At 66.1% G+C, this 20,434-nt stretch carries 21 protein-coding genes; 6 read left to right on the forward strand and 15 right to left on the reverse strand.

Annotation, left to right across the window (positions count from 1 at the left end; genetic code table 11):
* Window positions 1–98 precede the first annotated feature (98 nt).
* Window positions 99–1,259: a tRNA preQ1(34) S-adenosylmethionine ribosyltransferase-isomerase QueA gene (gene queA / locus IB243_RS21875; RefSeq protein WP_192429353.1), complete on the forward strand. Its 1,161-nt coding sequence runs from the start codon at window positions 99–101 to the stop codon at window positions 1,257–1,259.
* Between the two features lie 18 nt (window positions 1,260–1,277).
* Here queA and IB243_RS21880 read toward each other — a convergent pair whose 3' ends face one another.
* From IB243_RS21880 to IB243_RS21890, 3 genes are read right to left on the reverse strand one after another with little or no spacing between them, the layout of a single operon-like run.
* A complete protein-coding gene (locus tag IB243_RS21880; RefSeq protein ID WP_192429354.1) occupies window positions 1,278–1,994 on the reverse strand; it encodes a hypothetical protein in 717 nt (238 codons plus the stop codon).
* A gap of 28 nt (window positions 1,995–2,022) precedes the next feature.
* Window positions 2,023–2,262, reverse strand: coding sequence for a helix-turn-helix transcriptional regulator (locus IB243_RS21885; protein WP_010466376.1), 240 nt, complete (start codon window positions 2,260–2,262; stop codon window positions 2,023–2,025).
* Between the two features lie 12 nt (window positions 2,263–2,274).
* Window positions 2,275–2,874: a DUF2975 domain-containing protein gene (locus tag IB243_RS21890; protein WP_081474698.1), complete on the reverse strand. Its 600-nt coding sequence runs from the start codon at window positions 2,872–2,874 to the stop codon at window positions 2,275–2,277.
* 66 nt (window positions 2,875–2,940) lie between these two features.
* On the opposite strand from IB243_RS21890, the gene IB243_RS21895 reads away from it, so the two are divergent.
* Window positions 2,941–3,579, forward strand: coding sequence for a hypothetical protein (locus tag IB243_RS21895; protein ID WP_192429355.1), 639 nt, complete (start codon window positions 2,941–2,943; stop codon window positions 3,577–3,579).
* A 13-nt stretch (window positions 3,580–3,592) separates the two neighbouring features.
* Here IB243_RS21895 and IB243_RS21900 read toward each other — a convergent pair whose 3' ends face one another.
* The 9 genes from IB243_RS21900 to trpE form a co-directional block, all read right to left on the reverse strand.
* Entirely contained in the window at window positions 3,593–4,309 is a 717-nt protein-coding gene (locus IB243_RS21900) for a uracil-DNA glycosylase (protein ID WP_192429356.1), read from the reverse strand.
* A 69-nt stretch (window positions 4,310–4,378) separates the two neighbouring features.
* Window positions 4,379–5,179 carry an indole-3-glycerol phosphate synthase TrpC gene (gene trpC, locus IB243_RS21905; protein WP_057229955.1) on the reverse strand — a complete coding sequence of 267 codons (801 nt, stop codon included), beginning with the start codon at window positions 5,177–5,179 and terminating at the stop codon, window positions 4,379–4,381.
* Window positions 5,180–5,236: 57 nt separating this feature from the next.
* Window positions 5,237–5,788: a hypothetical protein gene (locus IB243_RS21910; RefSeq protein WP_192429357.1), complete on the reverse strand. Its 552-nt coding sequence runs from the start codon at window positions 5,786–5,788 to the stop codon at window positions 5,237–5,239.
* A 32-nt stretch (window positions 5,789–5,820) separates the two neighbouring features.
* A complete protein-coding gene (gene trpD, locus IB243_RS21915; protein ID WP_057229958.1) occupies window positions 5,821–6,852 on the reverse strand; it encodes an anthranilate phosphoribosyltransferase in 1,032 nt (343 codons plus the stop codon).
* Between the two features lie 23 nt (window positions 6,853–6,875).
* Complete coding sequence (locus IB243_RS21920; protein WP_192429358.1) at window positions 6,876–7,541, reverse strand: LysE family translocator; 666 nt, start codon at window positions 7,539–7,541, stop codon at window positions 6,876–6,878.
* 8 nt (window positions 7,542–7,549) lie between these two features.
* Window positions 7,550–8,056: a DinB family protein gene (locus IB243_RS21925; protein ID WP_057229963.1), complete on the reverse strand. Its 507-nt coding sequence runs from the start codon at window positions 8,054–8,056 to the stop codon at window positions 7,550–7,552.
* Window positions 8,053–8,637, reverse strand: coding sequence for an aminodeoxychorismate/anthranilate synthase component II (locus tag IB243_RS21930; protein WP_192429359.1), 585 nt, complete (start codon window positions 8,635–8,637; stop codon window positions 8,053–8,055). Before IB243_RS21930 ends, IB243_RS21925 begins: the two co-directional genes overlap by 4 nt.
* On the reverse strand, window positions 8,634–8,969 hold the full coding sequence (locus tag IB243_RS21935; RefSeq protein WP_192429360.1) for a chorismate mutase: 336 nt from the start codon (window positions 8,967–8,969) through the stop codon (window positions 8,634–8,636). Before IB243_RS21935 ends, IB243_RS21930 begins: the two co-directional genes overlap by 4 nt.
* On the reverse strand, window positions 8,966–10,465 hold the full coding sequence (gene trpE / locus IB243_RS21940; RefSeq protein ID WP_010466387.1) for an anthranilate synthase component I: 1,500 nt from the start codon (window positions 10,463–10,465) through the stop codon (window positions 8,966–8,968). Before trpE ends, IB243_RS21935 begins: the two co-directional genes overlap by 4 nt.
* A gap of 366 nt (window positions 10,466–10,831) precedes the next feature.
* Here trpE and IB243_RS21945 point away from each other — a divergent pair, with 366 nt between their 5' ends.
* On the forward strand, window positions 10,832–11,419 hold the full coding sequence (locus IB243_RS21945; protein WP_192429361.1) for a chalcone isomerase family protein: 588 nt from the start codon (window positions 10,832–10,834) through the stop codon (window positions 11,417–11,419).
* A gap of 222 nt (window positions 11,420–11,641) precedes the next feature.
* Window positions 11,642–13,291 (forward strand): methyl-accepting chemotaxis protein, encoded by a 1,650-nt coding sequence (locus tag IB243_RS21950; protein WP_192429362.1) that lies wholly within the window; start codon window positions 11,642–11,644, stop codon window positions 13,289–13,291.
* Between the two features lie 25 nt (window positions 13,292–13,316).
* Here IB243_RS21950 and gph read toward each other — a convergent pair whose 3' ends face one another.
* The 3 genes from gph to IB243_RS21965 all read right to left on the reverse strand — a co-directional run bounded on the left by gph (window position 13,317) and on the right by IB243_RS21965 (window position 17,035).
* Window positions 13,317–14,021, reverse strand: a complete 705-nt coding sequence (gene gph, locus IB243_RS21955; RefSeq protein ID WP_192429363.1) for a phosphoglycolate phosphatase — start codon at window positions 14,019–14,021, stop codon at window positions 13,317–13,319.
* 138 nt (window positions 14,022–14,159) lie between these two features.
* Window positions 14,160–15,683, reverse strand: coding sequence for a hypothetical protein (locus IB243_RS21960; protein ID WP_225585175.1), 1,524 nt, complete (start codon window positions 15,681–15,683; stop codon window positions 14,160–14,162).
* Window positions 15,684–15,685: 2 nt separating this feature from the next.
* Window positions 15,686–17,035, reverse strand: a complete 1,350-nt coding sequence (locus tag IB243_RS21965) for an SPFH domain-containing protein (protein ID WP_192429364.1) — start codon at window positions 17,033–17,035, stop codon at window positions 15,686–15,688.
* A 228-nt stretch (window positions 17,036–17,263) separates the two neighbouring features.
* Between IB243_RS21965 and IB243_RS21970 the strand changes: the two genes are divergently transcribed.
* The gene (locus IB243_RS21970) at window positions 17,264–17,962 is read left to right on the forward strand and encodes a response regulator transcription factor (RefSeq protein ID WP_192429365.1); all 699 of its coding nucleotides are present in this window, start codon (window positions 17,264–17,266) and stop codon (window positions 17,960–17,962) included.
* A 166-nt stretch (window positions 17,963–18,128) separates the two neighbouring features.
* Window positions 18,129–20,318, forward strand: coding sequence for a HAMP domain-containing sensor histidine kinase (locus tag IB243_RS21975; RefSeq protein ID WP_192429366.1), 2,190 nt, complete (start codon window positions 18,129–18,131; stop codon window positions 20,316–20,318).
* Window positions 20,319–20,434 lie beyond the last annotated feature (116 nt).

Genomic DNA, 20,434 nt, shown 5'->3' on the forward strand with positions numbered 1-20,434 from the left:
CAGCCATAGCCGCACCCGGCGGGCCTCACAGCCACGTGGGACAATCGCGCCCTCCGCAATTTTTACCTTGGCACGGGCCCGTTCGGCCCTCAAGCACGATGACTGATCTCTCCCCCGGCGCATCCAGCGCACCGCTGGCCACCAGCGCGCCCCACGCCCCGCGCGTCTTCACCCTCAGCGACTTCGATTTCTCGCTGCCCCCCGAACTCATCGCCCAGCATCCGGCCCCCGAGCGCAGCGCCTCGCGCCTGCTCGACGGCCGTGCCATGCAACCCGTGGACCGCATCTTTCGCGAGCTGCCCGGACTGCTGCGCGAAGGCGACCTGCTCGTCTTCAACGACACGCGCGTGGTCAAGGCGCGCATCTTTGGCGAGAAGGCCAGCGGCGGCAAGCTGGAGCTACTGATCGAGCGCGTGCTGTCCGCCGAGGCGGGCAACCCCGGCAGCGAAGTCGTGGCCCACATGAAGGTCAGCAAGAAGCCCCTGCCCGGCAGCACCGTGCACATGGCCGGGGGCCGCAACGCGGGTGGTTTTGACGCCATGCTGCTGGGCCGCTGGCCCACCGAGGACGGCCCGCTGTTCCGCTTTGCGCTGCACGGCCCTGCGGGCGAATCGCCCTGGGAGCTGATGGACCGCCACGGCCACCTTCCGCTTCCGCCCTATATCGAGCGCCAGCAGAACAACGACCACGACCCTGACGAGGCAGAGGACAGCCAGCGCTACCAGACCGTGTTTGCGCGCGCTCCCGGCGCCGTGGCCGCGCCCACCGCGGCGCTGCACTTTGATGAAGGCGTGCTGGCCGGCCTGGCCGCGCGTGGCATCGAACGCGCGAGCGTCACGCTGCATGTGGGCGCGGGCACCTTCCAGCCGTGCAAGACCGAAAACCTGGCCGAACACCAGATGCACAGCGAGTGGTACGAAGTGCCGCTGGCCACGCTGGCGGCGCTGGAACGTTGCCGCCAGCGCGGCGGGCGCGTGGTGGCCGTGGGCACGACCACCGTGCGCACGCTCGAATCCTGGGCCCGCTCGGGCCAGGCCACGGGCGACACCAACATCTTCATCACGCCAGGCTTTGCATTCCAGGTGGTGGATGTGCTGATCACCAATTTCCACCTGCCCAAGAGCACGCTGATGATGCTGGTGAGCGCGTTTGCAGGCTATGCCCACATCATGGGCCTGTACCGGCATGCGATGGCGCAGCAGTACCGCTTCTTCAGCTACGGCGACGCCATGCTGCTGGAGCGCAGCCCGCCGCGCTGACGCCGTTGCGGCACGGCGTCATGGGCAGGTGGTGACCGGCGCCAGCCGGGGCGCGGCTCCCAGCTCGGGCAGGCGGTTGGCCGACGGCACGCGCACGCAGTAGGTGCCAGCGGCGCCCTGGACCCGGGAGACACGGCCCCCATCCGCCCCCACCGACTCGCGCACCGACATTTCATGCCCCATGGGCAAACCGGGTGCAGGTGCCTCCCGCCGTACAGTCAGGGCATCCGGTGCAAGGGAGCCATGGCGCCGCTGCCAGGCCCGCTCCCGCTGCAGCGCGCGGGCAATGCTGTCGGCCTCCCACGGTGCAGATGCAGCAGATGCTGGCAGGGGGCTGGATGGGGCGGTTTGAGAAGGCACCGCAGCCTGCGCCGGTGGAGCCGCCCGATCTGCGACCCCATGGCGCTCGCCGTCCATACCGGCGCCCGCAATTCCCACTGCGGCACGCGCCGCAGGCGCAGGGTCCGTCGGCGCATGGGCAGAGCGGCCCACCGCCACCGCCGGGTGCCCCAAGGCAGAGCGCGGCAGCCCCTGTGCAGCCGCCACCTCAGCCTTCGGCGCACGTGGTGGAGGTGCTGCGGGTGGCGGGGCCATGACCGTCACCCACTGCATCGCGGCGGTGGCGGGCTGCCGCGCGCGTGGCTGGCGCACCTCTTTTTTCATCCACACCGTCAGCAGCGCCGCATGCAGAACCAGGGACAGCGCCACGGCCATCCCCAGGCGCCGGCGGCGCAAGCGACTCCCCAGGCCGAACCGCAACGGCTCAGGCCCCGCGCTGGCCGTCAGTTTCCTCCCCATCGTGCGGCACCCACACCAGCAGGTCGCCCGGCTGGCACTGCAGGTATTCGCAGATGGCCGAAAGCGTCTCGAAGCGCACACCCTTGACCTTGCCACTCTTGAGCAGGGAAAGGTTGGCCTCGGTGATGCCCACGTGCGCCGCCAGATCGCGCGACTTCACCTTGCGGCGCACCAGCATTTCATCCAGGGTCACAACAATCGGCATGCGACGCCCCGGTTACACGAACGCATCGGCTTCGGCCTGCAGGCGGCGGCCCTCGGCCAGCACATGGGCCAGCAGCAGCATCATGAGACCCACCACCAGCACGCTCATCTCGAACGATCCGACGCCGAGCGCGATCATCCCGCCGTTCTGGCCCGACGCCAACCACGACAACAACGCCGTCACCCCCACCTGGTAGAGCAGCGACGTCACGAACATCGCCAGAAAACCCCAACCCACACCGCGAAACCCCCGCACGACCACAGCCCCGAACACCTCACCCGCCAAAAACGTGCGGCAGATGCGGTGCACACACAGCACCACATAAAACATGGCCACAGCGGGAATGCACTCCAAAGCCACCCCCACCCAACGCCACTGCAACTCCATGGACTGCGGCGGTGTCAGGCCCACCAGCAGGGCCTGCGCTGGCACAACCGTCAGTGGCATCCAGCCACCCCAGCCCGCCTCTTGCCCGATGGCCGCCCACCGTGCCAGCGAGAACCCCAGCGACACCAGGGCGCACGCCCAGCTGGCCGCCAGCAACCCCCAGGCCAGGCGCCGAAACGAAGAACTTTGGACAGGAGAGACCTGAGAAGTGGCGTGAGAGGACATGATTTTTTCTCAAACTTTTCTGCAAAACAATAATAATATACCGTCATACAGAAATTTCTGAAAGCCATGGCCCACCAAAAAAACTCCCCATTCCACCGCCTCTCGCGTTTGTCCTTGTCTTTGGCCCTCGCGGCCTCCCTCCTGGCTGCCTGCGGAAGCGTCCCGGTGTCATCGCTGTGGAAGCTGCGCAGCTTGAACCTGGAAACGCTGGACCCCGCCGCGCTGCGCGCCGCAGTGGTGCACCAGCCTGGCTTGCAGATCCATGGCGACGCGCTGGTGCTGTCGGTCAGCGTGTCGCGCAAAGTGCGCCTGCCCAATGGCAGCACCACCACCGAACTGCTGGAGGAAAAACTGCCGCTCCAAGAACTGCGCAGCACCGCTGAGCGCAGCGCGCTGGCGGACTACGACCGCCCCCAGACGCAAACACAGGTCTGGCGCATCGACCCCGCAGCCCTGCCAAGGCTGCAGGCACTGCGCACGAAGGCGCTGGGATGGAAGGCCACGGACGACGGACAACGCGAGCTGGGCCTGGGGCTGGAACTGGCCGGTTGCCAAAAAGGCGGCGGCAAGACCCGGGCGGTGACCACGCTGATGCGCTTTGCCGAACGGGGCGAATACATCCCCATCGTGCGCAACATGGATCTGGCCGAAACCATGCCTGCGGCTGAACTGAAAAAACGCTTTCCGGACTGCCCGGCAGACTAAGAACCTGCGGGTATCAACCCTGGCGCTGCTCGCGAAACGCGCGCGCCTTGCCAAAGTGCCCGTTGCCAATGAAAGGCACGGGCGGGCGCAGCGCCGACAGCGGTGACGGGTGGTTGGACGTGAGCACCAGGTGCCCCCGGTCCTGCGGAATCCAGGCGCGCTTTCCCTGGGCGTGCGAGCCCCAGAGCATGAACACGACCGGGCGTGGGCCTTCGGCCACGTGGCGGATGACGGCGTCGGTCAGTTCCTCCCAGCCCTTGCCCGCGTGGCTCGCGGCCTGGCCCTCTTCCACCGTGAGGCCGGTGTTGAGCAGCAACACGCCATTCTTGGCCCACTTCACCAGACTGCCTCCGGGCTCGGGCCACGCAGGGAACGCGGTGCCCAGGTCGCGCTGCATCTCCTTGAAGATGTTGCGCAGCGAGGGCGGCAACTGCACACCCGGTGCTACCGAGAACGCCAGCCCCTCGGCCTGGCCCCGGCCGTGGTACGGGTCCTGCCCCAGGATGACCACGCGCACCTGCTCGGGCGGCGTGAGGTCCAGCGCCCGCAGTGGCTGGGGCGGAAAAATCGCCGCACCCGCCTGCAGCCGTGCTTGCAAGAACGCGAGCAACGCCTGCCCACGGGCACCGGCAAAAAAAGCGTCCACCAAAGGCTGCCAGCCCGGTGCCACAGGCCAGTCGGCGGGGTTGGCGCTTTGGAGCTGGGAGAAAGGCTGAGCTGATGAATTCATGGCAAAAATGGCCACCAGCGCTTTATGGATAAGCGCAAATAGCTATCAAAATAATAGTATTCATTCCCATCAGGCAAACAGCTTGGCCAGCGCCAGGCCCGGGTCATCCGCCCGCATGAACGCCTCGCCCACCAGGAAGGCGTGTACGCCCGCATCGCGCATGGTCTTCACATCCTGGGGCTTGAGGATGCCCGATTCGGTGACCAGCAGCCGGTCCGATGGCACGTCCTTGAGCATGGCCAGCGTGGTGTCGAGCGTGACTTCGAACGTGCGCAGGTTGCGGTTGTTGATGCCCACCAGCGGGGTCTTGAGCTTCAAGGCGCGCTCCAGCTCGGGGCGGTCGTGCACCTCCACCAGCACCGCCATGTCCAGGCTGCGGGCAATGGCCTCGAAGTCGGCCATCTGGGCGTCGTCGAGGCTGGCCGCAATCAGCAAGATGGCATCGGCGCCCATGGCTCGCGATTCGTAGATCTGGTACGCATCCACCATGAAATCCTTGCGCAGCACGGGAAGCAAGGTGCTGGCGCGGGCTTGTTTCAGGTAGTCGGGCTGGCCCTGGAAGAACTGCCGGTCAGTCAGCACCGACAGGCAGGCCGCGCTGACTTTGCCATCGCCTTCCATATAGCTCTGGGCGATGTCGGCCGGCTCGAAATCGGCGCGCAGCACGCCTTTGGATGGGCTGGCCTTCTTGATCTCGGCAATCACCGCCGCCTGGCCCTTGGCGATCTTGGCGCGCAAGGCGCCCTCAAAGTCGCGCGTGAGCACGCGGCTCTCGGCGTCGGCGCGCATGGCGTCGAGGGAAAGGCGCTTTTTGGCGGCGGCCACTTCTTCGTGCTTGACGGCGACGATTTTGTTGAGGATGTCAGACATTTGAGTACCAGTTGAGGTAATACGCTGCGCGCATGTTGAATAGGTTGCTTTGCAAGTCTACGAAACCAGCCGAGCGCCGGATCGCCGGATCTCCAGTCGATGAACCAACCGGTCCACGCACTTGTCGAGAATCTCCAATTGGGTGGCCAAGTTGGACTTCAGAGAGGTTGGCATGTCCACAGAGCATAGGGTGGCGACAGGACCCGAGGTTCTGTGGCGCAACTCGACTTCGACCGTGAGAACGCCATGATGGAGCGGCCCACTGTGGCAGCCAATGGAATGCGACGCATCCAGTTGGATCGGTGCCACGTCCTTTTCCACCGACTCCAGCCTGCGCTTCGCGATGTCCAGGATCCAATACGCACTGTATGTGGATCTCCGGACGTGCCACCGCAACACAGCTGCTGCGCCAAAAAGGCAAAGCACGATGACCCACCATTCGGTCGCGAGCAGTGGCCACCGAAAAATCAGCACGATATAGCCCATTGAGCAAAGCGGCAGAACCGTCAAGACGCTCGTCCATACTGTTTGCTTTTGCACCCGTGCGGGCAGGTACAGACAGGCGTCCATCTCAACGACAGCCGCCAGGTCGTGGACATTTTGCAACATGCGATGCCCACTTTTCATTGTCTGCTCCGAGGTCACACCGCCAGCGCATGCGTGCGCGTAACCACCTGCTCCAGCTTGGCCAGCGCGGCGCCCGAGGCAATTGCGGCGCGGGCCTTGGCCAGCCCTGCGGGCACCGAATCGACCACATTGGCCGCATACAGCGCCACACCGGCGTTCAAGCAGACGATGTCCTGCGCGGCGCCGGGCTCGCCCTTGAGCACGCCGATCAACATGTCACGCGATTGCTCGGGCGTTTCGACCTTGAGGGCGCGGTTGCTGGCCATAGGCAGGCCGAAGTCCTCAGGGTGGATTTCGTATTCGGTGATCTGGCCGTTTTTCAGCTCGCCCACCAGTGTGGCGGCGCCCAGGCTGACTTCGTCCATGCCATCGCGGCCGTACACCACCAGCGCGTGCTCGGCGCCCAGGCGCTGCAGCGCACGCACCTGGATGCCGACGAGGTCGGGGTGGAACACGCCCATCAGGATGTTGGGCGCACCCGCCGGGTTGGTGAGCGGGCCCAGGATGTTGAAGATGGTGCGCACGCCGAGCTCCTTGCGCACCGGGGCCACATTTTTCATGGCCGGGTGGTGGTTGGGCGCGAACATGAAACCAATGCCCACCTCGGCGATGCACTGGGCGATCTGCTCGGGCTTGAGGTTGATGTGGATGCCCAGGGCCTCCATCACGTCGGCGCTGCCGCTTTTGCTGGACACACCCCGCCCGCCATGTTTGCTGACCTTGGCGCCCGCAGCGGCGGCCACGAACATCGAGCAGGTGGAGATGTTGAAGGTGTTGGCGCCGTCGCCGCCCGTACCCACGATGTCCACCATGTGGGTCGCGTCCTTGACGTGCACCTTGGTGCTGAACTCGCGCATCACCTGCGCGGCTGCGGTGATCTCGCCGATGGTTTCCTTCTTCACGCGCAGGCCGGTGATGATGGAAGCAGTCATGACCGGCGACAGCTCGCCGTTCATGATGAGGCGCATCAGGTGCAGCATCTCATCGTGGAAGATTTCGCGGTGCTCGATGGTGCGCTGCAGCGCTTCCTGGGGCGTGATGGGCATGACGATGTCTCCTGTAGTGGTGTTCAAGCCGCCGGTTGATCCGTGAAGGCCAGCTTGAGTCCGAAGCCGATGAACATGGCACCCGCCACGCGGTCCAGCCAGTGCATGCCACGCTGGATCAATGTGGCGCGCCGTGCCATCCACGAAGCGGCCAGCGCCCAGCCCACATTGACGGGGATGGCGTTTACGTTGAACAGCACGCCCAGCAGCACAAAGGCCAGCGCCTTGTTGTCGGTGCCCGGCGCAATGAACTGCGGCACAAAGGCCAGAAAGAAAATGGCGACCTTGGGATTGAGCACGTTGGTCCAGAAGCCCCCCAGGAACACCTTGCGAAGCGGCGTGTGGTGTGCGGGTGCCGCCTGCGCTGCCACCAAGGCGGCGCTGCTGCCGCCCTCTGCAGCTGCCTTGGCAAACAGCATGCGCACGCCCATCCACATCAGATAGGCGGCGCCCACCCACTTGAGCACAGTGAACGCGGTCGCCGACGTGGCCAGCAGCGCCCCCACACCCACCGCAGCCGCGAAGATGTGCACAAAACACCCGGCCGTGATGCCCAGCCCCGCCACGATGCCCGCGCGTGTGCCGGACTTGAGCGCGTTGGTGACGATGTAAAGCACGTCAGGCCCGGGCGTGAGGTTGAGCAACCAGCCTGCGGCAATGAACATGAGCAGTTGATGGAGTTCAGGCATGGTGATGTCTACCAGCGGCGGCCGGGTTCCAGTCGGTGCAAGAAGGTCGTCAGCGAATCACGCGGAGGCTGCACCGCATGCGTGGCCAGAATACGGCCCGCAGCCCCCCGGTGGTAGGTGCCATGCACGACGATGTGGTTCAGGATCTCGCTGCGCGACATGCTGCCCGTGTCGCCATCGGTGAAGCGAAACGCCACACGTTCGGCAAGCTGCGCATCGCCCAGCCCGCCCACGTACTGCAGATACCAGTCGTCCGACGCGCGGATGGCTTGGCGCAAGGCATCGATCGATGGCGTTTCTTCGGTATTGGTCGCCGCATAAGCGGTCTGCGGGCGACCCGCCAGATGCGCAGCGAAGATCTGGTCCACCACATAGGTGTGGTTCAGGATGCGTACAAACAACCGGTAGTCATCCGCAGGCAATGCGGTTTGCGAGGCCTCGCCAAGCGCCAGCAGCTCCTCATTGGCCCAGCGCTTGTACCCATAGAGCTGTGCGAGGGGGTTTGGCGCAGTCATGCGCGCTGCTCCAGAAAATTCTTCAGCATGGCGTGGCCGTGCTCGGTCAGGATGCTTTCGGGGTGGAACTGCACGCCTTCAATGGCCAGCGCCTTGTGGCGCACACCCATGATCTCGCCGTCCTCCGTCCAGGCCGTCACCTCCAGCACATCGGGGCAGGTAGAGCGCTCGATGGACAGCGAGTGGTAGCGGTTGACGGTGAATTGCTCCGGCAGGCCTGCAAACACGCCCTTTTGCGTAGTAGTGATGACGCTGGTCTTGCCATGCATCAGCTGCTGCGCGCGGACGATGGTGCCGCCAAAGGCCGCACCAATGGCCTGGTGTCCCAGGCACACACCCAGGACGGGCAGCTTGCCCGCGAAGTGCTGGATCGCGGCGACCGAGATGCCGGCCTCGGCGGGAGAACAAGGGCCGGGCGAGATCACCAGCCGGTCAAGCTGCCCGGCATTCAGGCGCGCGTCGATCTCTGCCACGGTGATCTCGTCATTGCGGAACACCTCGACCTCGGCGCCCAGTTCCCCAAAGTACTGGACGATGTTGTAGGTGAAGCTGTCGTAGTTATCGACCATCAAGAGTTTCATGCGGCGCTCCCGGCAAGGGCGGGCTCGCGCAGACGGGCGAACTCGCGGTGTTCATAGGCAATACAGGCTTCCATGAGGCTGCGGTAGATGGCTTCCATCACGTCGGCGTCGCCGCCTTCGGCCAGGGATCGCTCGCGCACGCGGGCGACGATGGCCTCGATACGGGCTTCGTCGCGCACCTGCTCGGCGCCCTGCTTGATGCGCGCCGCTTGGGTCATGTAGCCCACGCGCTCCACCAGCAGGGGCACCAGCACATCGTCCAGCGCGTTCACTTCGCGGCGCACATCCTGCATGGTGGTGCAGGCCTTCACTTTGGCAATGGCGCGGGTCATTCCAGGCCCTCCTCGACCAGTTCGGCCGCGCGCAGCAGGGCACGGGCCTTGTGTTCGGTTTCTTTCCACTCCAGCTCGGGCACCGAATCGGCCACCACACCGGCGGCGGCCTGCACATACAACGTGCCGTTCTTGATGATGCCGGTGCGGATGGCAATGGCCACGTCCATGTCGCCCGCGTAGCTCAGGTAACCACAGGCGCCGCCATACAGGCCGCGCTTGGTGGGTTCGAGCTGGTCGATGAGCTCCATGGCGTGCACCTTGGGTGCGCCAGTCAGCGTGCCCGCCGGGAAGGTGGCCTTGAGCACGTCGATGGCGGTCATGCCGTCGTTCAGGATGCCTTCGACGTTGCTCACGATATGCATCACGTGGCTGTAGCGCTCGACCGCGAAGGCCTCGGTCACCTTCACGGTCCCGGTCTTGGCGATGCGGCCGATGTCGTTGCGCGCCAGGTCGATCAGCATGACGTGCTCGGCGCGCTCCTTGGGATCGTTGATGAGTTCGATCTCGGCGGCCTTGTCCTTCTCGGGCGTGGCACCGCGCGGGCGCGTACCGGCCAGCGGCCGGATGGTGATCTTCTGCCCATCCGGCGTGCTCTCCTGGCGCACCAGGATCTCGGGGCTGGCGCCCACCACGTGGAAGTCGCCGAAGTCGTAGAAGTACATGTAGGGCGACGGGTTCAGCGAACGCAACGCGCGGTACAGCGACAGGGGCGACTCGGTGTAGCGCTTGTGGATGCGCTGGCCCACCTGCACCTGCATGAAGTCACCGGCGGCGATCAGTTCCTTGGCCCGGTCCACGGCGGCCAGGTAGTCGGCCTTGGCGAAGTCGCGCTGGGCGGGGTGGCCCTCGGTGGGCTTGACCACCGGGGCACTCACCGAGTACTTGAGCTGCTCCTTGAGCTCACGCAGGCGCTTCTTGGCCTTGGCGTACGCCTCGGGGGTGGCCGGGTCCGCGTAGACGATGAGGTAGAGCTTGCCCGAAAGGTTGTCGATGACCGCCAGTTCCTCGCACTGCAGCAGCAGGATGTCGGGGCAGCCCAGGGTGTCGGGTGGGCAGGTGGTCTCGAGCTTCTTCTCGATGTAGCGCACCGCGTCGTAGCCAAAGTAGCCGGCCAGACCGCCGCAAAAGCGCGGCAGGCCGGGCCGCAAAGCCACCTTGAAGCGCTTTTGGTAGGCCTCGATGAAGTCGAGCGGGTTGCCCTCGGCGGTCTCGACCACCTGGCCGTCGGTAACGACCTCGGTGCGCGCCGCAGCCCCGAAGCCGCTGGCGCGCAGCAACGTGCGCGCGGGCAGGCCGATGAAGCTATAGCGCCCGAAGCGCTCGCCACCCACCACGGATTCCAGCAGAAAGCTGTGCTTGCCGCCATCCTTGCTGTGCGCCAGCTTCAGGTAGAGCGAGAGCGGGGTTTCCAGGTCCGCAAAGGCTTCCGCCATGAGCGGAATGCGGTTATAGCCTTCGCTGGCCAGGCTTTTGAATTCAAGTTCTGTGATCACGGGGAGAGCTCCCAGCTGTGGCAGCGCGTGTCCCCTGTGCAATGAAATAAGGGGTTGCGCTGCGGTCCATTCAATCGGCCTCACCGCACAGGGTGAAGGCCACGGGTGCACGCTGGGGCGGTTGCCCAGGTGCTATCAGGCGTTCAAAGAGGCAGGCCGACGCCAGGGCCAAGCTCCCCGGTCGCTGCAACCTGTGATGAACACGTGATGAATGAACATGGGCCAAAGTGTAGCAAAGCTTTTTTCCCCGCCCGGTTTGACAGCCCTCAACGCGAGATCACACAACCACTCGAAAACCCTGTTGCGGGGCATCGGGAGCGCTGCAACAATTGGAAACGAACGAGCGTTCTTTTTTAGGAGTTGCGCATGAAGTTCCTTCAGCGATGCGCCGCAGCGGCAGTGGCATGCCTGTTGGCGGCCGGTGCCATTGCCCAGCCCATCACCGTGGCCGACATCAAATATGAAGAGACAAGCAGCCTGAGCGGCAGCAGCCTTCAGCTCAACGGGGCAGGCGTTCGCTACAAGGCCGTGTTCAAGGTGTACACCGCAGGCCTGTACCTCGAAAAAAAGGCCAACACCCCGGCCGACATCATGGCCCAGAAGGGGCCCAAGCGCATGAGCATCACCATGCTGCGCGAGATCGACTCCACCGAGCTGGGCAAGCTGTTCTCGCGCGGCATGGAAGACAACATGGACCGCGCAGCGTTCTCCAAGCTCATACCAGGCGTGCTGCGCATGAGCCAGATCTTCTCGGACCACAAGAAACTGCAAGCGGGCGACCAGTTCATGATCGATTGGATACCGGGCACCGGCACGGTGATCACGGTCAAGGGCAAGCCCCAGGGCGAGCCGTTCAAGGAGCCTGAATTCTTCAACGCGCTGCTGGGCATCTGGTTGGGCAACACCCCGGCCGACTGGAAGTTGAAGGACGCCCTGCTGGGAAAGCCCGCCTAAAAAACGCCCTTGGGACAAACCCCGAAACAACGTCCCCGGGGGCTGTCCCGCGTCCGACAGACGCACTCCCACCTCGGGAGTAGTCTTTGCATCAGGCAATCGCACCCGCAGCAACCGATGCCACGGCCTGAACCACGCTTTTCGCGCTACCCGCGCCCCGCAGCGAGCCGTCTGTAACGCCACCTTTCTGCCTCCAGACACCTTTTTGCGCCAGCTACCACCATGAAACTCAGCAACCTTTCCGTCGGCCTGCGCCTGGGCTCGTCCTTTGGGGCCATCCTGCTCATCACGGCGCTGATTGCCGCCACCGGCATGTGGCGCATCGCCAGCCTGCAAGGCGCCAGCGAGCGCGTGGCCACCCAGGAGATCGAACAACAGACCCTGGTGGAAAACTGGGCTTCGGACATCCGCCTGAACTGGGTGCGCACCGAGGCGTTTCTCAAGGCCATCGACCGTGACTACATGGAGAAGCTCACGGCCGACACGCAGGCCACATCCACCGGCATCGAGACGAAGGTCAAACGCATCGAAGGCCTGGTACAGGGCGACAAGAACCGAGCGCAGCTGGCCGCCATCGCCGCAGCCAGCAAGGCCTACACCGACAAGCTCGCCGAAATCCGCGAGCTGCACCGTGGTGGCGAACCCAATGTGCCTGCGCTGGTAGACAAAGACCTGCGCCCCCTGGCGGACAAGTACCTCAAATCCCTCGACGATCTGCGCACCGCCATGGCCGCACAGCTGGCCGACAGCCAGGGTGACACCAGCACGCTGGCCAAGGCCAGCCAGGTGCTGCTGGGCGTGGGCACACTGATCGCCGTGGCGCTGGGCGCACTGCTGGCCTTCACCGTCACGCGCTCCATCGTGCAACCCGTACAGCGGGGCAAGCAGGCGGCAGAAAACATTGCCGACGGCGACCTGACCCACCCCATCGAGGCCAATGGCAACGATGAGACCGGGCAACTGCTTCAGGCTCTGGCCACCATGCAATCGCGCCTGGCCACCATCGTTGGCAATGTGCGCCACAGCGCCGAAGGCGTCGCCACCGCCAGTGCCGAAATCGCCTCGGGCAACAACGACTTGTCGGCCCGCACCGAGCAGCAAGCGTCGGCCCTGCAGCAGACCGCCGCGTCGATGGAAGAGCTGGGCTCCACCGTGCGCCAGAACGCCGACAACGCGCGCACGGCCAACCAACTGGCCATGAGCGCATCCACCGTGGCCCAACAGGGCGGCGACGTGGTGGCCGAAGTGGTCACGACCATGAAGGGCATCAACGACAGCAGCAAAAAGATCGCCGACATCATCAGCGTGATCGACAGCATCGCCTTCCAGACCAACATCCTGGCCCTGAATGCTGCCGTGGAGGCTGCGCGCGCAGGCGAGCAGGGGCGCGGCTTTGCGGTGGTGGCAGGCGAAGTGCGCAGCCTGGCTGGGCGCAGCGCGGAAGCCGCCAAGGAAATCAAGGGACTGATTGGTACCAGCGTGGAGCGCGTGGAACGCGGCACCGCCCTGGTGGACAAGGCTGGCGCCACGATGACCGAGGTGGTGGGTGCCATCCGGCGCGTGACCGACATCATGGGCGAGATCAGCGCCGCCAGCAGCGAGCAGAGCCAGGGTGTCTCCCAGGTGGGTGAAGCCATCACGCAGATGGACCAGGCCACCCAGCAGAACGCAGCATTGGTAGAGCAAAGCGCAGCGGCGGCCGACAGCCTCAAGACGCAGGCGGGACAGCTGGTGGATGCGGTGGCGGTCTTCCGACTCTCAGCCAGCGCCACCCGCCACAGCGATGCAGTGCCCGCTCCCGCGCGTGGCAACAGCGCCAGCGCCTCACGGCTGGACTACCGCAGCGTGGCGCCGCGCCAGTTGCCCGCCTGAACACCCAAGCTCGACCGCGGCCAGCTCAGGCCAGCTGCGCCAGCGAATCCACAAACCCGTCGGAATCCACCGCCCGCACGGGCTGGCCGTGGTTGTAGCCGTAGGTGACGAGCACCACGGGGCAGCCCGCCGCCCGTGCCGCCTGCGCATCGTTGCTGGAATCACCCAGCATCAGCGTACGCGCGGGGACGGTGCCCAGCGCTTCGCAGGTCTTGATGAGGGGCAGAGGGTCGGGCTTCTTGCGCTCAAACGCGTCGCCTCCAAACACGTTCTTGAAGTACCCGTCGAGCCCTTTGGACTTCAGCAGCGGCAGCGCAAAGTCCGTGGGCTTATTGGTCAGACAGGCCAAGTGCAGTCCCCGGGTTCGCAGCGCCTGCAACCCCACCTCCACGCCGTCGTACACCCCGGCAAACTGGCCATTGATTGCCAGATAGTGGCGCTGATAGCTGGCCCAGGCCGAAGGATAGATTGCTTCAATTTTTATAGCATCTTGCGCACTACCCTCAAGTGCCAGCACATGTTTCAGCACTGAACGCAGCAAATGCTCCGAGCCCTTGCCCACCATGTGTTCGATGCGCTGGGCCCCAATGGCCGGCAGGGCCAGCTCACGAAGCATGCGATTGATGGCCTCATTGAAGTCCCCCATGGTGTCCACCATGGTGCCATCCAGGTCCACGATGACAGCGTCCACGCGGGACAGGAGAGAGGCGAACGAGGCGGAGTCGGTCATGGAGAGGATCACGGGCAAAAGAGTACGGAGATCCCAAGTGTAAATACGCCATGGCTTAGGCAAAACAGGGGTCAGGCACGCGGCTCACCCCAAGGCGATACGGCTGTGGCATTCCGATTTGTGCAAGTCCCATACGCCTCATCGCAAGCTCAGCGTCTGCCGCTTCCAGGCCGGGTCTTGCCAGCGCTGGAACAAAGGCAGTGCCGCCACATCCCCCGTCACCCGCTCGGTGGCCAGTCCGTCGAGCCGCACCACCTCAAAGCTCTTGCGGTAGCGGCCCTGGCCCCGGGCTTCGCGTGCCACCAGCATCTGCTGGCCGCCGGGCACCCAGCCCGCCCATTCGGCCACACCGATTTCGGGCGTGGTGGCGGCAGGCGGCAGTACGTCCGCCAGCCAGCCGCCTTCGGTCTTGCGCAACACCCACAGCTCCCGCCAGCCTTCCAGGGGCTGCACCGCCAGGGCCACCGCCGTGCCTTCTCGGTTGGTGCTGGCCGATGCGGCCCAGACCACGCCGTAGGTGCAGCGGCGCAGCAGCGGGGCCTTGGCGCTGTGCTGCGCGTCCACCAGCAGCACGCAGGTTTCGCCGGGGGCGCCGGGCTCGGTCAACAGTGTGGGGCGGGCTCCGGCGGCGGTAGCGACAGGCGCCGCAGCAGGCACCAGCGCCCAGCGCACCGCACTCACCCGCATGGCGGCGTCGTTGTAGGCGCTCTGGTCCTCGTCAGGCAGCTCGGCCTTGCTCACGCCGGTGAATTCCGTCAGGGCGCGTGCGGCGGCAGCGGCCACCGCCGGGTCGGCTGCGTTCTTGCGCGCCTGCTGGAAGGCTGCAGCACCCCACACGCTGGCGCGGCGCATCTGCACCCGGTTACGCAGGTAGCCGGGCAGGCCCGCCACGTCCACACGCTCCAGTACCTCCGCCTGCCAGCTGGTGACCTTGGCACGCTCGTGTGCGGGCAGATCGGGGTTGATGCATTCGGGGCGGGTCAGCGCCAGGACAGCACGGGCGCGCTGCTCGGCATCGGCCACAGGCATGGCCAGCAGGCGGCGAAAGGCCTCGCCCTCGTAGCAGACCTGCATGCGGCCTTCGACCTCGTAGGTGGCAAAGCGCACGCCGTAGCCGTTGGCCACGTCCAGGTGTGCCGACAACGTAGCGCCCGAGGCCTTGCCCGGCACGGCCGCCGAGGCACGGCGAGCCAGGCGGTCGGCAAAGGTGCCCAGGGCATCGAAAGCCTGGGCACCCTCCACACCCGCCAGGGCCTTGGCGGGCGCGGCTTGCAGGTACGCGGCGGTGAGGCCAATGCCCAGCGCTTCGGCGCCCGGGGTGTCCTGTACAAAGTGCATCACAGCCAGCAGCGCGGGGCCTTCGGCCTCGGTCAGGGCCACGCGGCGCACATCGCTGGCGCGGATGAAACCACCGCGCTCACGCTTGTGGTCCCACACCTGCAAATAGTCGAGGCGCTCGCCGCGCACTTCGAGCACTTCGCCCTGCCACAGGCTGGCCTGCTGCTGGGCACCATCGCGCGGTGCTGCGCGCAGACTGGCCTGGTCTTGCACCACGATGGCGCTGCCCTGGGCGCTGGGCGATGGCTGGGGGGCGGCCTCGGCCGCCACGGTCACTGCAGCGCTGGCGACGGCTGCCAACAAGGTGGCGAGGGTGGCGTTCATGTTCACTGCTCCACGGCTTGGGTAGTGGTGGCGTCATCCGCCACGGCAGCTGCCTGCGCGGCCCCGGCCTGGGCGTTACGGTTGCCGCCCAGCAGCGCGGCACCGATAAAGTCGCCATTGGTGGGCGGGGGCGCGATGATGACCTGGATCTTGTCCGAGAGCTTGTCGGCCAGCGTCTTCTGGATAAGCAGCGGGTGTTTGGTCACCAGCGCGCCTTCGCGGGCCATTTGCTCGGCATTGACCTTGCCCACGCGGTCCATGCGGTAGGCCTCGGCCTCTGCCAGCTTCTGGCGGGCGTCGGCTTCGCCGTTGGCTTCAATACGGCGGGCCTGGGCGCTGCCCTCGGCGGCTTTGACGCGGGCCACGCGCTCGGCCTCGGCCTCCAGCTGGCGCTGCTCAATCTGGCGCTGCTTGAAGGGCAGCACATGCTTCATGGCCTCTTCCTGGGCCTTGGCGGCGATGACTTGCTCACGCGCGGCGGCTTCGGCGGCCACTTCGCGGCGCACCTTGTCGGCGTTGGCGTCCAGTTCGGTTTCACGCACGCGCTTGTCTTTCAGCTCCAGCGTGTAGCGCATTTTTTCCGAGGCCAGTTCTTCGGCCAGCAGGCTGTCCATGCCCCGGCGGTATTCGGCAGGCAGGTCCACCTTGCCGATCTGCAGGCTGCGCAGCGTCACGCCATCGGCAGCCAGGCGGGCGCGCAGTTCGGTTTCGATGATTTGCGAAATCTCGGCGCGCTTGGACGAGAAGATTTCACGCACCGTGTAGCGGGCAAACACCTTGTAGACCAGGCCCTGCACCGCGGGCTCCACGATGTCGACACCCACGTTGTCGGGCAGGTTGCCGGCCTTGACGGCGGGCGAGTTGGGGTCCAGGGCGTAGCGCACGCTCAGGTCCAGGCCCAGCGACAGGCCTTCCACCGACTGCAGCGGCGCGCTGCCCGTGGCCTGCCGCATGGCTTCGGGACGGTAGCTCTGGTCACGCAGCGAGAACACGCGCACCGTGTGCAGGCCAGGCACCACCCACACGCTGCCATCACGCCACAGGCTCACCGCACCGGTGAACTGGTTCAGGCGCACACCCAAGTCGCCTTGCGCCAGGTGTTGCACCGGGGGGTTGCGGTACACCATCAAGCCTGCGGCGGCCACCACCGCGCCAGCGGTCAGCCAGCGCACGGTGCGGGCGGTGGGCAGCAGGTAGGCCCAGTTCAGGCGAGGGGCATCGGCACCGCGTGCATCGGCTGCCACAGGGCTTTGCGATTCAGCGTCCAGCACGGGCTCCGTGCCTGCTTCGGACAACGGGGTAGAGCGGCGGCCCTTCAGGGTCTGCACGATGCGGTTCCAGGTGGCTTTCATGGTGTTTCTCTCTCGGGTTGGTTCGGTGTTGTTGTCGTTTCTGAGCCGTCGCCGTGGCTAGCTCATTGAGGACCGATTGTTCGGATCCACCCCGGAAGCAACAATGCAGCGCGGCCCCCAATGCGCTCACACCGCCCGCACGAACCTTCCGGCCCCGGAAGAAAAACTCACACCGGCCAGAACCGGCCACCGGGATAATCTGCCCACCCTCTACTGCCCGCCCTGCCCATGACCCGCATTGCCGTGATCGAAGACGACCAGCCCACCAGCAACCAATTGGTCGGGTGGATACGCAGCGCCAAGAGCGGCATCGTCATCGACCAGTGGTTTACCCGCGACGAGGCCGAGGCCGCGCTGGCCCGCGAGCACTACGACGCGGTGGTGCTGGACATCGAGTTAGGCCGCGAGCGCCATGCGGGCGTGGCCCTCATCAACGCCATCAACAAGCTGCGCCAGGGCACGCCGGTGCTGGTGGTGTCGGCCATGCCTGCGGCCATCTACCGCAGCATCATGAAGGCGCTGGACGCGTGGGACTACCTGCAGAAAACCACGTTCGAAGAGGCCGATTTCATCGAGACCTTTCTCGACATCCTGCGCACCACGCAGGCACAGGCCCCGGCCAGCACAGCTCCCGCCCCGGCGGGCGATGCGCTGGTGCTGGACCCGCTGTGGCAACGCACCCCCACTTGGCGCGGCGAGCGCATCAACCTGCCGCTCACGGCCCAGCGCATCCTGGCCACGCTGCACCAACGCAGTGGCGAGGTGGTGTCGTATGACGAACTCTTCGAGGTGGTGAAAAGCGGCCGCAACCGCGACAACGTGCGCAAACACGTGAGCACCATCCGCGAGGCGCTGCGTGAAGTGGATCCCAACTTTGAAGGCATTGAGAACGTGCCCATGCGCGGCTTCCGCTGGACGGGAAGGTGAACACCCCCCTGAGGCCCTGCGGGCCTTCCCCCCGCTCTCGCATTGCTGCGCAATGCGGGCAGGGGGACGCCGCCAGCGCGGCGGGGCGGCCCTTGCGCGGCGGCCCTGGCCTGGGCCATGCCAGTTTTGACCGCCCTGCACGGTACTTTCACGCGAGAGGAATGGAGTGAAACGCCTACTGCACCCCGCACTTGAAATATCGCGCCTAGAAATGCCCCGCCTGGGCCTGCCAGCGTTCCGCCTGCGCATCCTCGTGCGCGGGGTGTTCGTGCTGCTGGCACTGGCCACGGTGGCGCTGAGCGTGGTAGTGCTCAAGGACGAAAAAGAGCGCGCCTGGCAGGCTTACCAGCATGGGTTTGTGCGCAGCCAGGCCGAGGTGATGGCACGGCTGCGCCACCCCTCGGGCCAGTTGGCGCTGCTCAACGCCAGCCATCTAGGCCAGGGCGTGACGCCGCTGGCGCCGCTGCTGCTGCCCTACGCCGCCATCGACTTTGACGATCCCCAAAAATCGCAACAGGCCGTGGAGATGGCGGGCTGCTCCGTGCAGTACCCCGATGGCGCCTCGGTGTGCGCGGCGATTGGCAACAACCCCTATGCGGGCGGCTTCATTTACCTGGTGGGCAGTTTTTATGCAGGCGAGCTGATACCCCGCGAACGCGGCGCCTTGGTGCCCGCCGAGGCACACCGTGCGCGCATCACCCTGGACATGCGGGGTGCCACCTACCGCTGGATTGCGCCGTACGAGGCCATGCCTCCACAGGGCAGCGCGGCCGTGCGCGGGCGCCTGACGGGGTTTGTGGACAACGGCACGCCGCAGCTCGACGCCCGCGCGCGGCCGGTGCGCGACTTTCGCGGCTGGCTGTGGCAAAACGGCCAGTGCCGTGACCTGCCGCCCCCATCAGCCCAACAACCTTCTGGCGGGGCCGCCATCACCTCCGACTGCCTGCGCCGCACCCACTACTCCATCCGCCTGCCGGTCGAACTGTTCCGCGAAGCGCTGTTTCGCAAGGACGAGCGCCTGGTCTGGCCGCCGGAAGACCTGGGGCAGATGCGCGTGCGGGTGGAGATGCTGGCGCCGGGCGAAGACACCAAACCGCTGTTCGACAGCGACGCACCCGGCGCGCAACTGGCCGCATCGCTGAACGACCTCTCGCGCAGCCTGCTGCCGGGCGAACGTGTGCAGATCCGCAAGCTGGGCAGTGACGAGGCCAGCGCCATCACACTCAAGGGCGTCGAAGTGCAGGCCGATCCCTCAGCCCCCTGGCTGCTGCGCCTGATCCGCTGGCTGCCGCTGGAGGCTGCAGGTGTGGGCCCGGCAGCAGCCACGCCCGCCGCCCCCACAGCACTGGACATTCTGGACACGCCCACGGGCAACTACGTGGTGAATTTCACCGGCCACCTGCGCGGCGTGGAGCAAGGCCTGGCCGCTGTGGCCACGCGCCTGTCGTGGTACCTGGGCGCCATGCTGGGCGCCATTGCGCTGGCCTGGCTGGTGGTGGAGGTGGGCCTGATCCGCCGCGTGACCGCCCTGACCCGCCGCGCCGCTGCGGTGTCGTACAACGTGCAGCCCGGCCACACCGGACCCCGGCTGGGCGACCTGGATGTGTCGGACCTGCGCGGCTCGGACGAGCTGGGCATTCTGGCCGGGGGCCTGGCCGACCTGCTGCAGCGCGTGAAGGACGACCTGCAGCGCGAGCAGCTGCGCGCCCAGCAAGAGCGCGACATGTGGCACGCCGTAGGGCACGAGATCATGTCGCCCCTGCAGTCGCTGATGGCGCTGAACGGACCACAAGACCCCGGCCACCGCTATGTGCAGCGCATGCAGCAGGCCATCCATGTGTTGTATGGCACGGCATCGCCCGCCGAAGCGCTGCAGGCCGCCGATGTGCCAGAGGGGCGGCTGGACCTGGATGCCTTCTTGCGCAACGTGGCCGACAACGCCCACTTTGCGGGCATTCTGGATGTGGTGTACGACCTGGGCCCAGGCCACCCTGGCCCGGTCATCGTGCGGGCCGATGAGTTTGCGCTCGAAGACGTGGTGACCCACATCTTGCGCAATGCCGACCGCTATCGCCCCACGGGCAGCCCGATCAGGCTGACGCTCACGGCGTCGGAATCCACCGCCAGCGCTACGCTGCACAACCAGGGCTCCACCATTGCAGACGAACTGCTGGAGCGGATTTTTGAACTGGGCGTTTCCGACCCCGCCAGCCCCACCCCGCTGGGCGAGGGCGAGCACCGCGGCCAAGGCCTGTTTGTGGCCAAGACCTACATGGCCAAGATGGGCGGCACGATCAACGCGCGCAATACGGCCGACGGCGTGGCCTTCGTCCTGACTTTTCAGCGCCTGGGCTGACGAGGCCCGAAACGCGCGCCCCGCGCACGGCAGGGGGCGGCACTGTCCGACAGGGACACGCAGCAGGGGGGCCTACCCTGCAGGCATACGTTCAGACCACCGTCTGCAATTGCCCC

This window comes from Acidovorax sp. ACV01, from assembly GCF_014851495.1.
Classification (GTDB): Bacteria; Pseudomonadota; Gammaproteobacteria; order Burkholderiales; family Burkholderiaceae_C; genus Acidovorax; species Acidovorax radicis.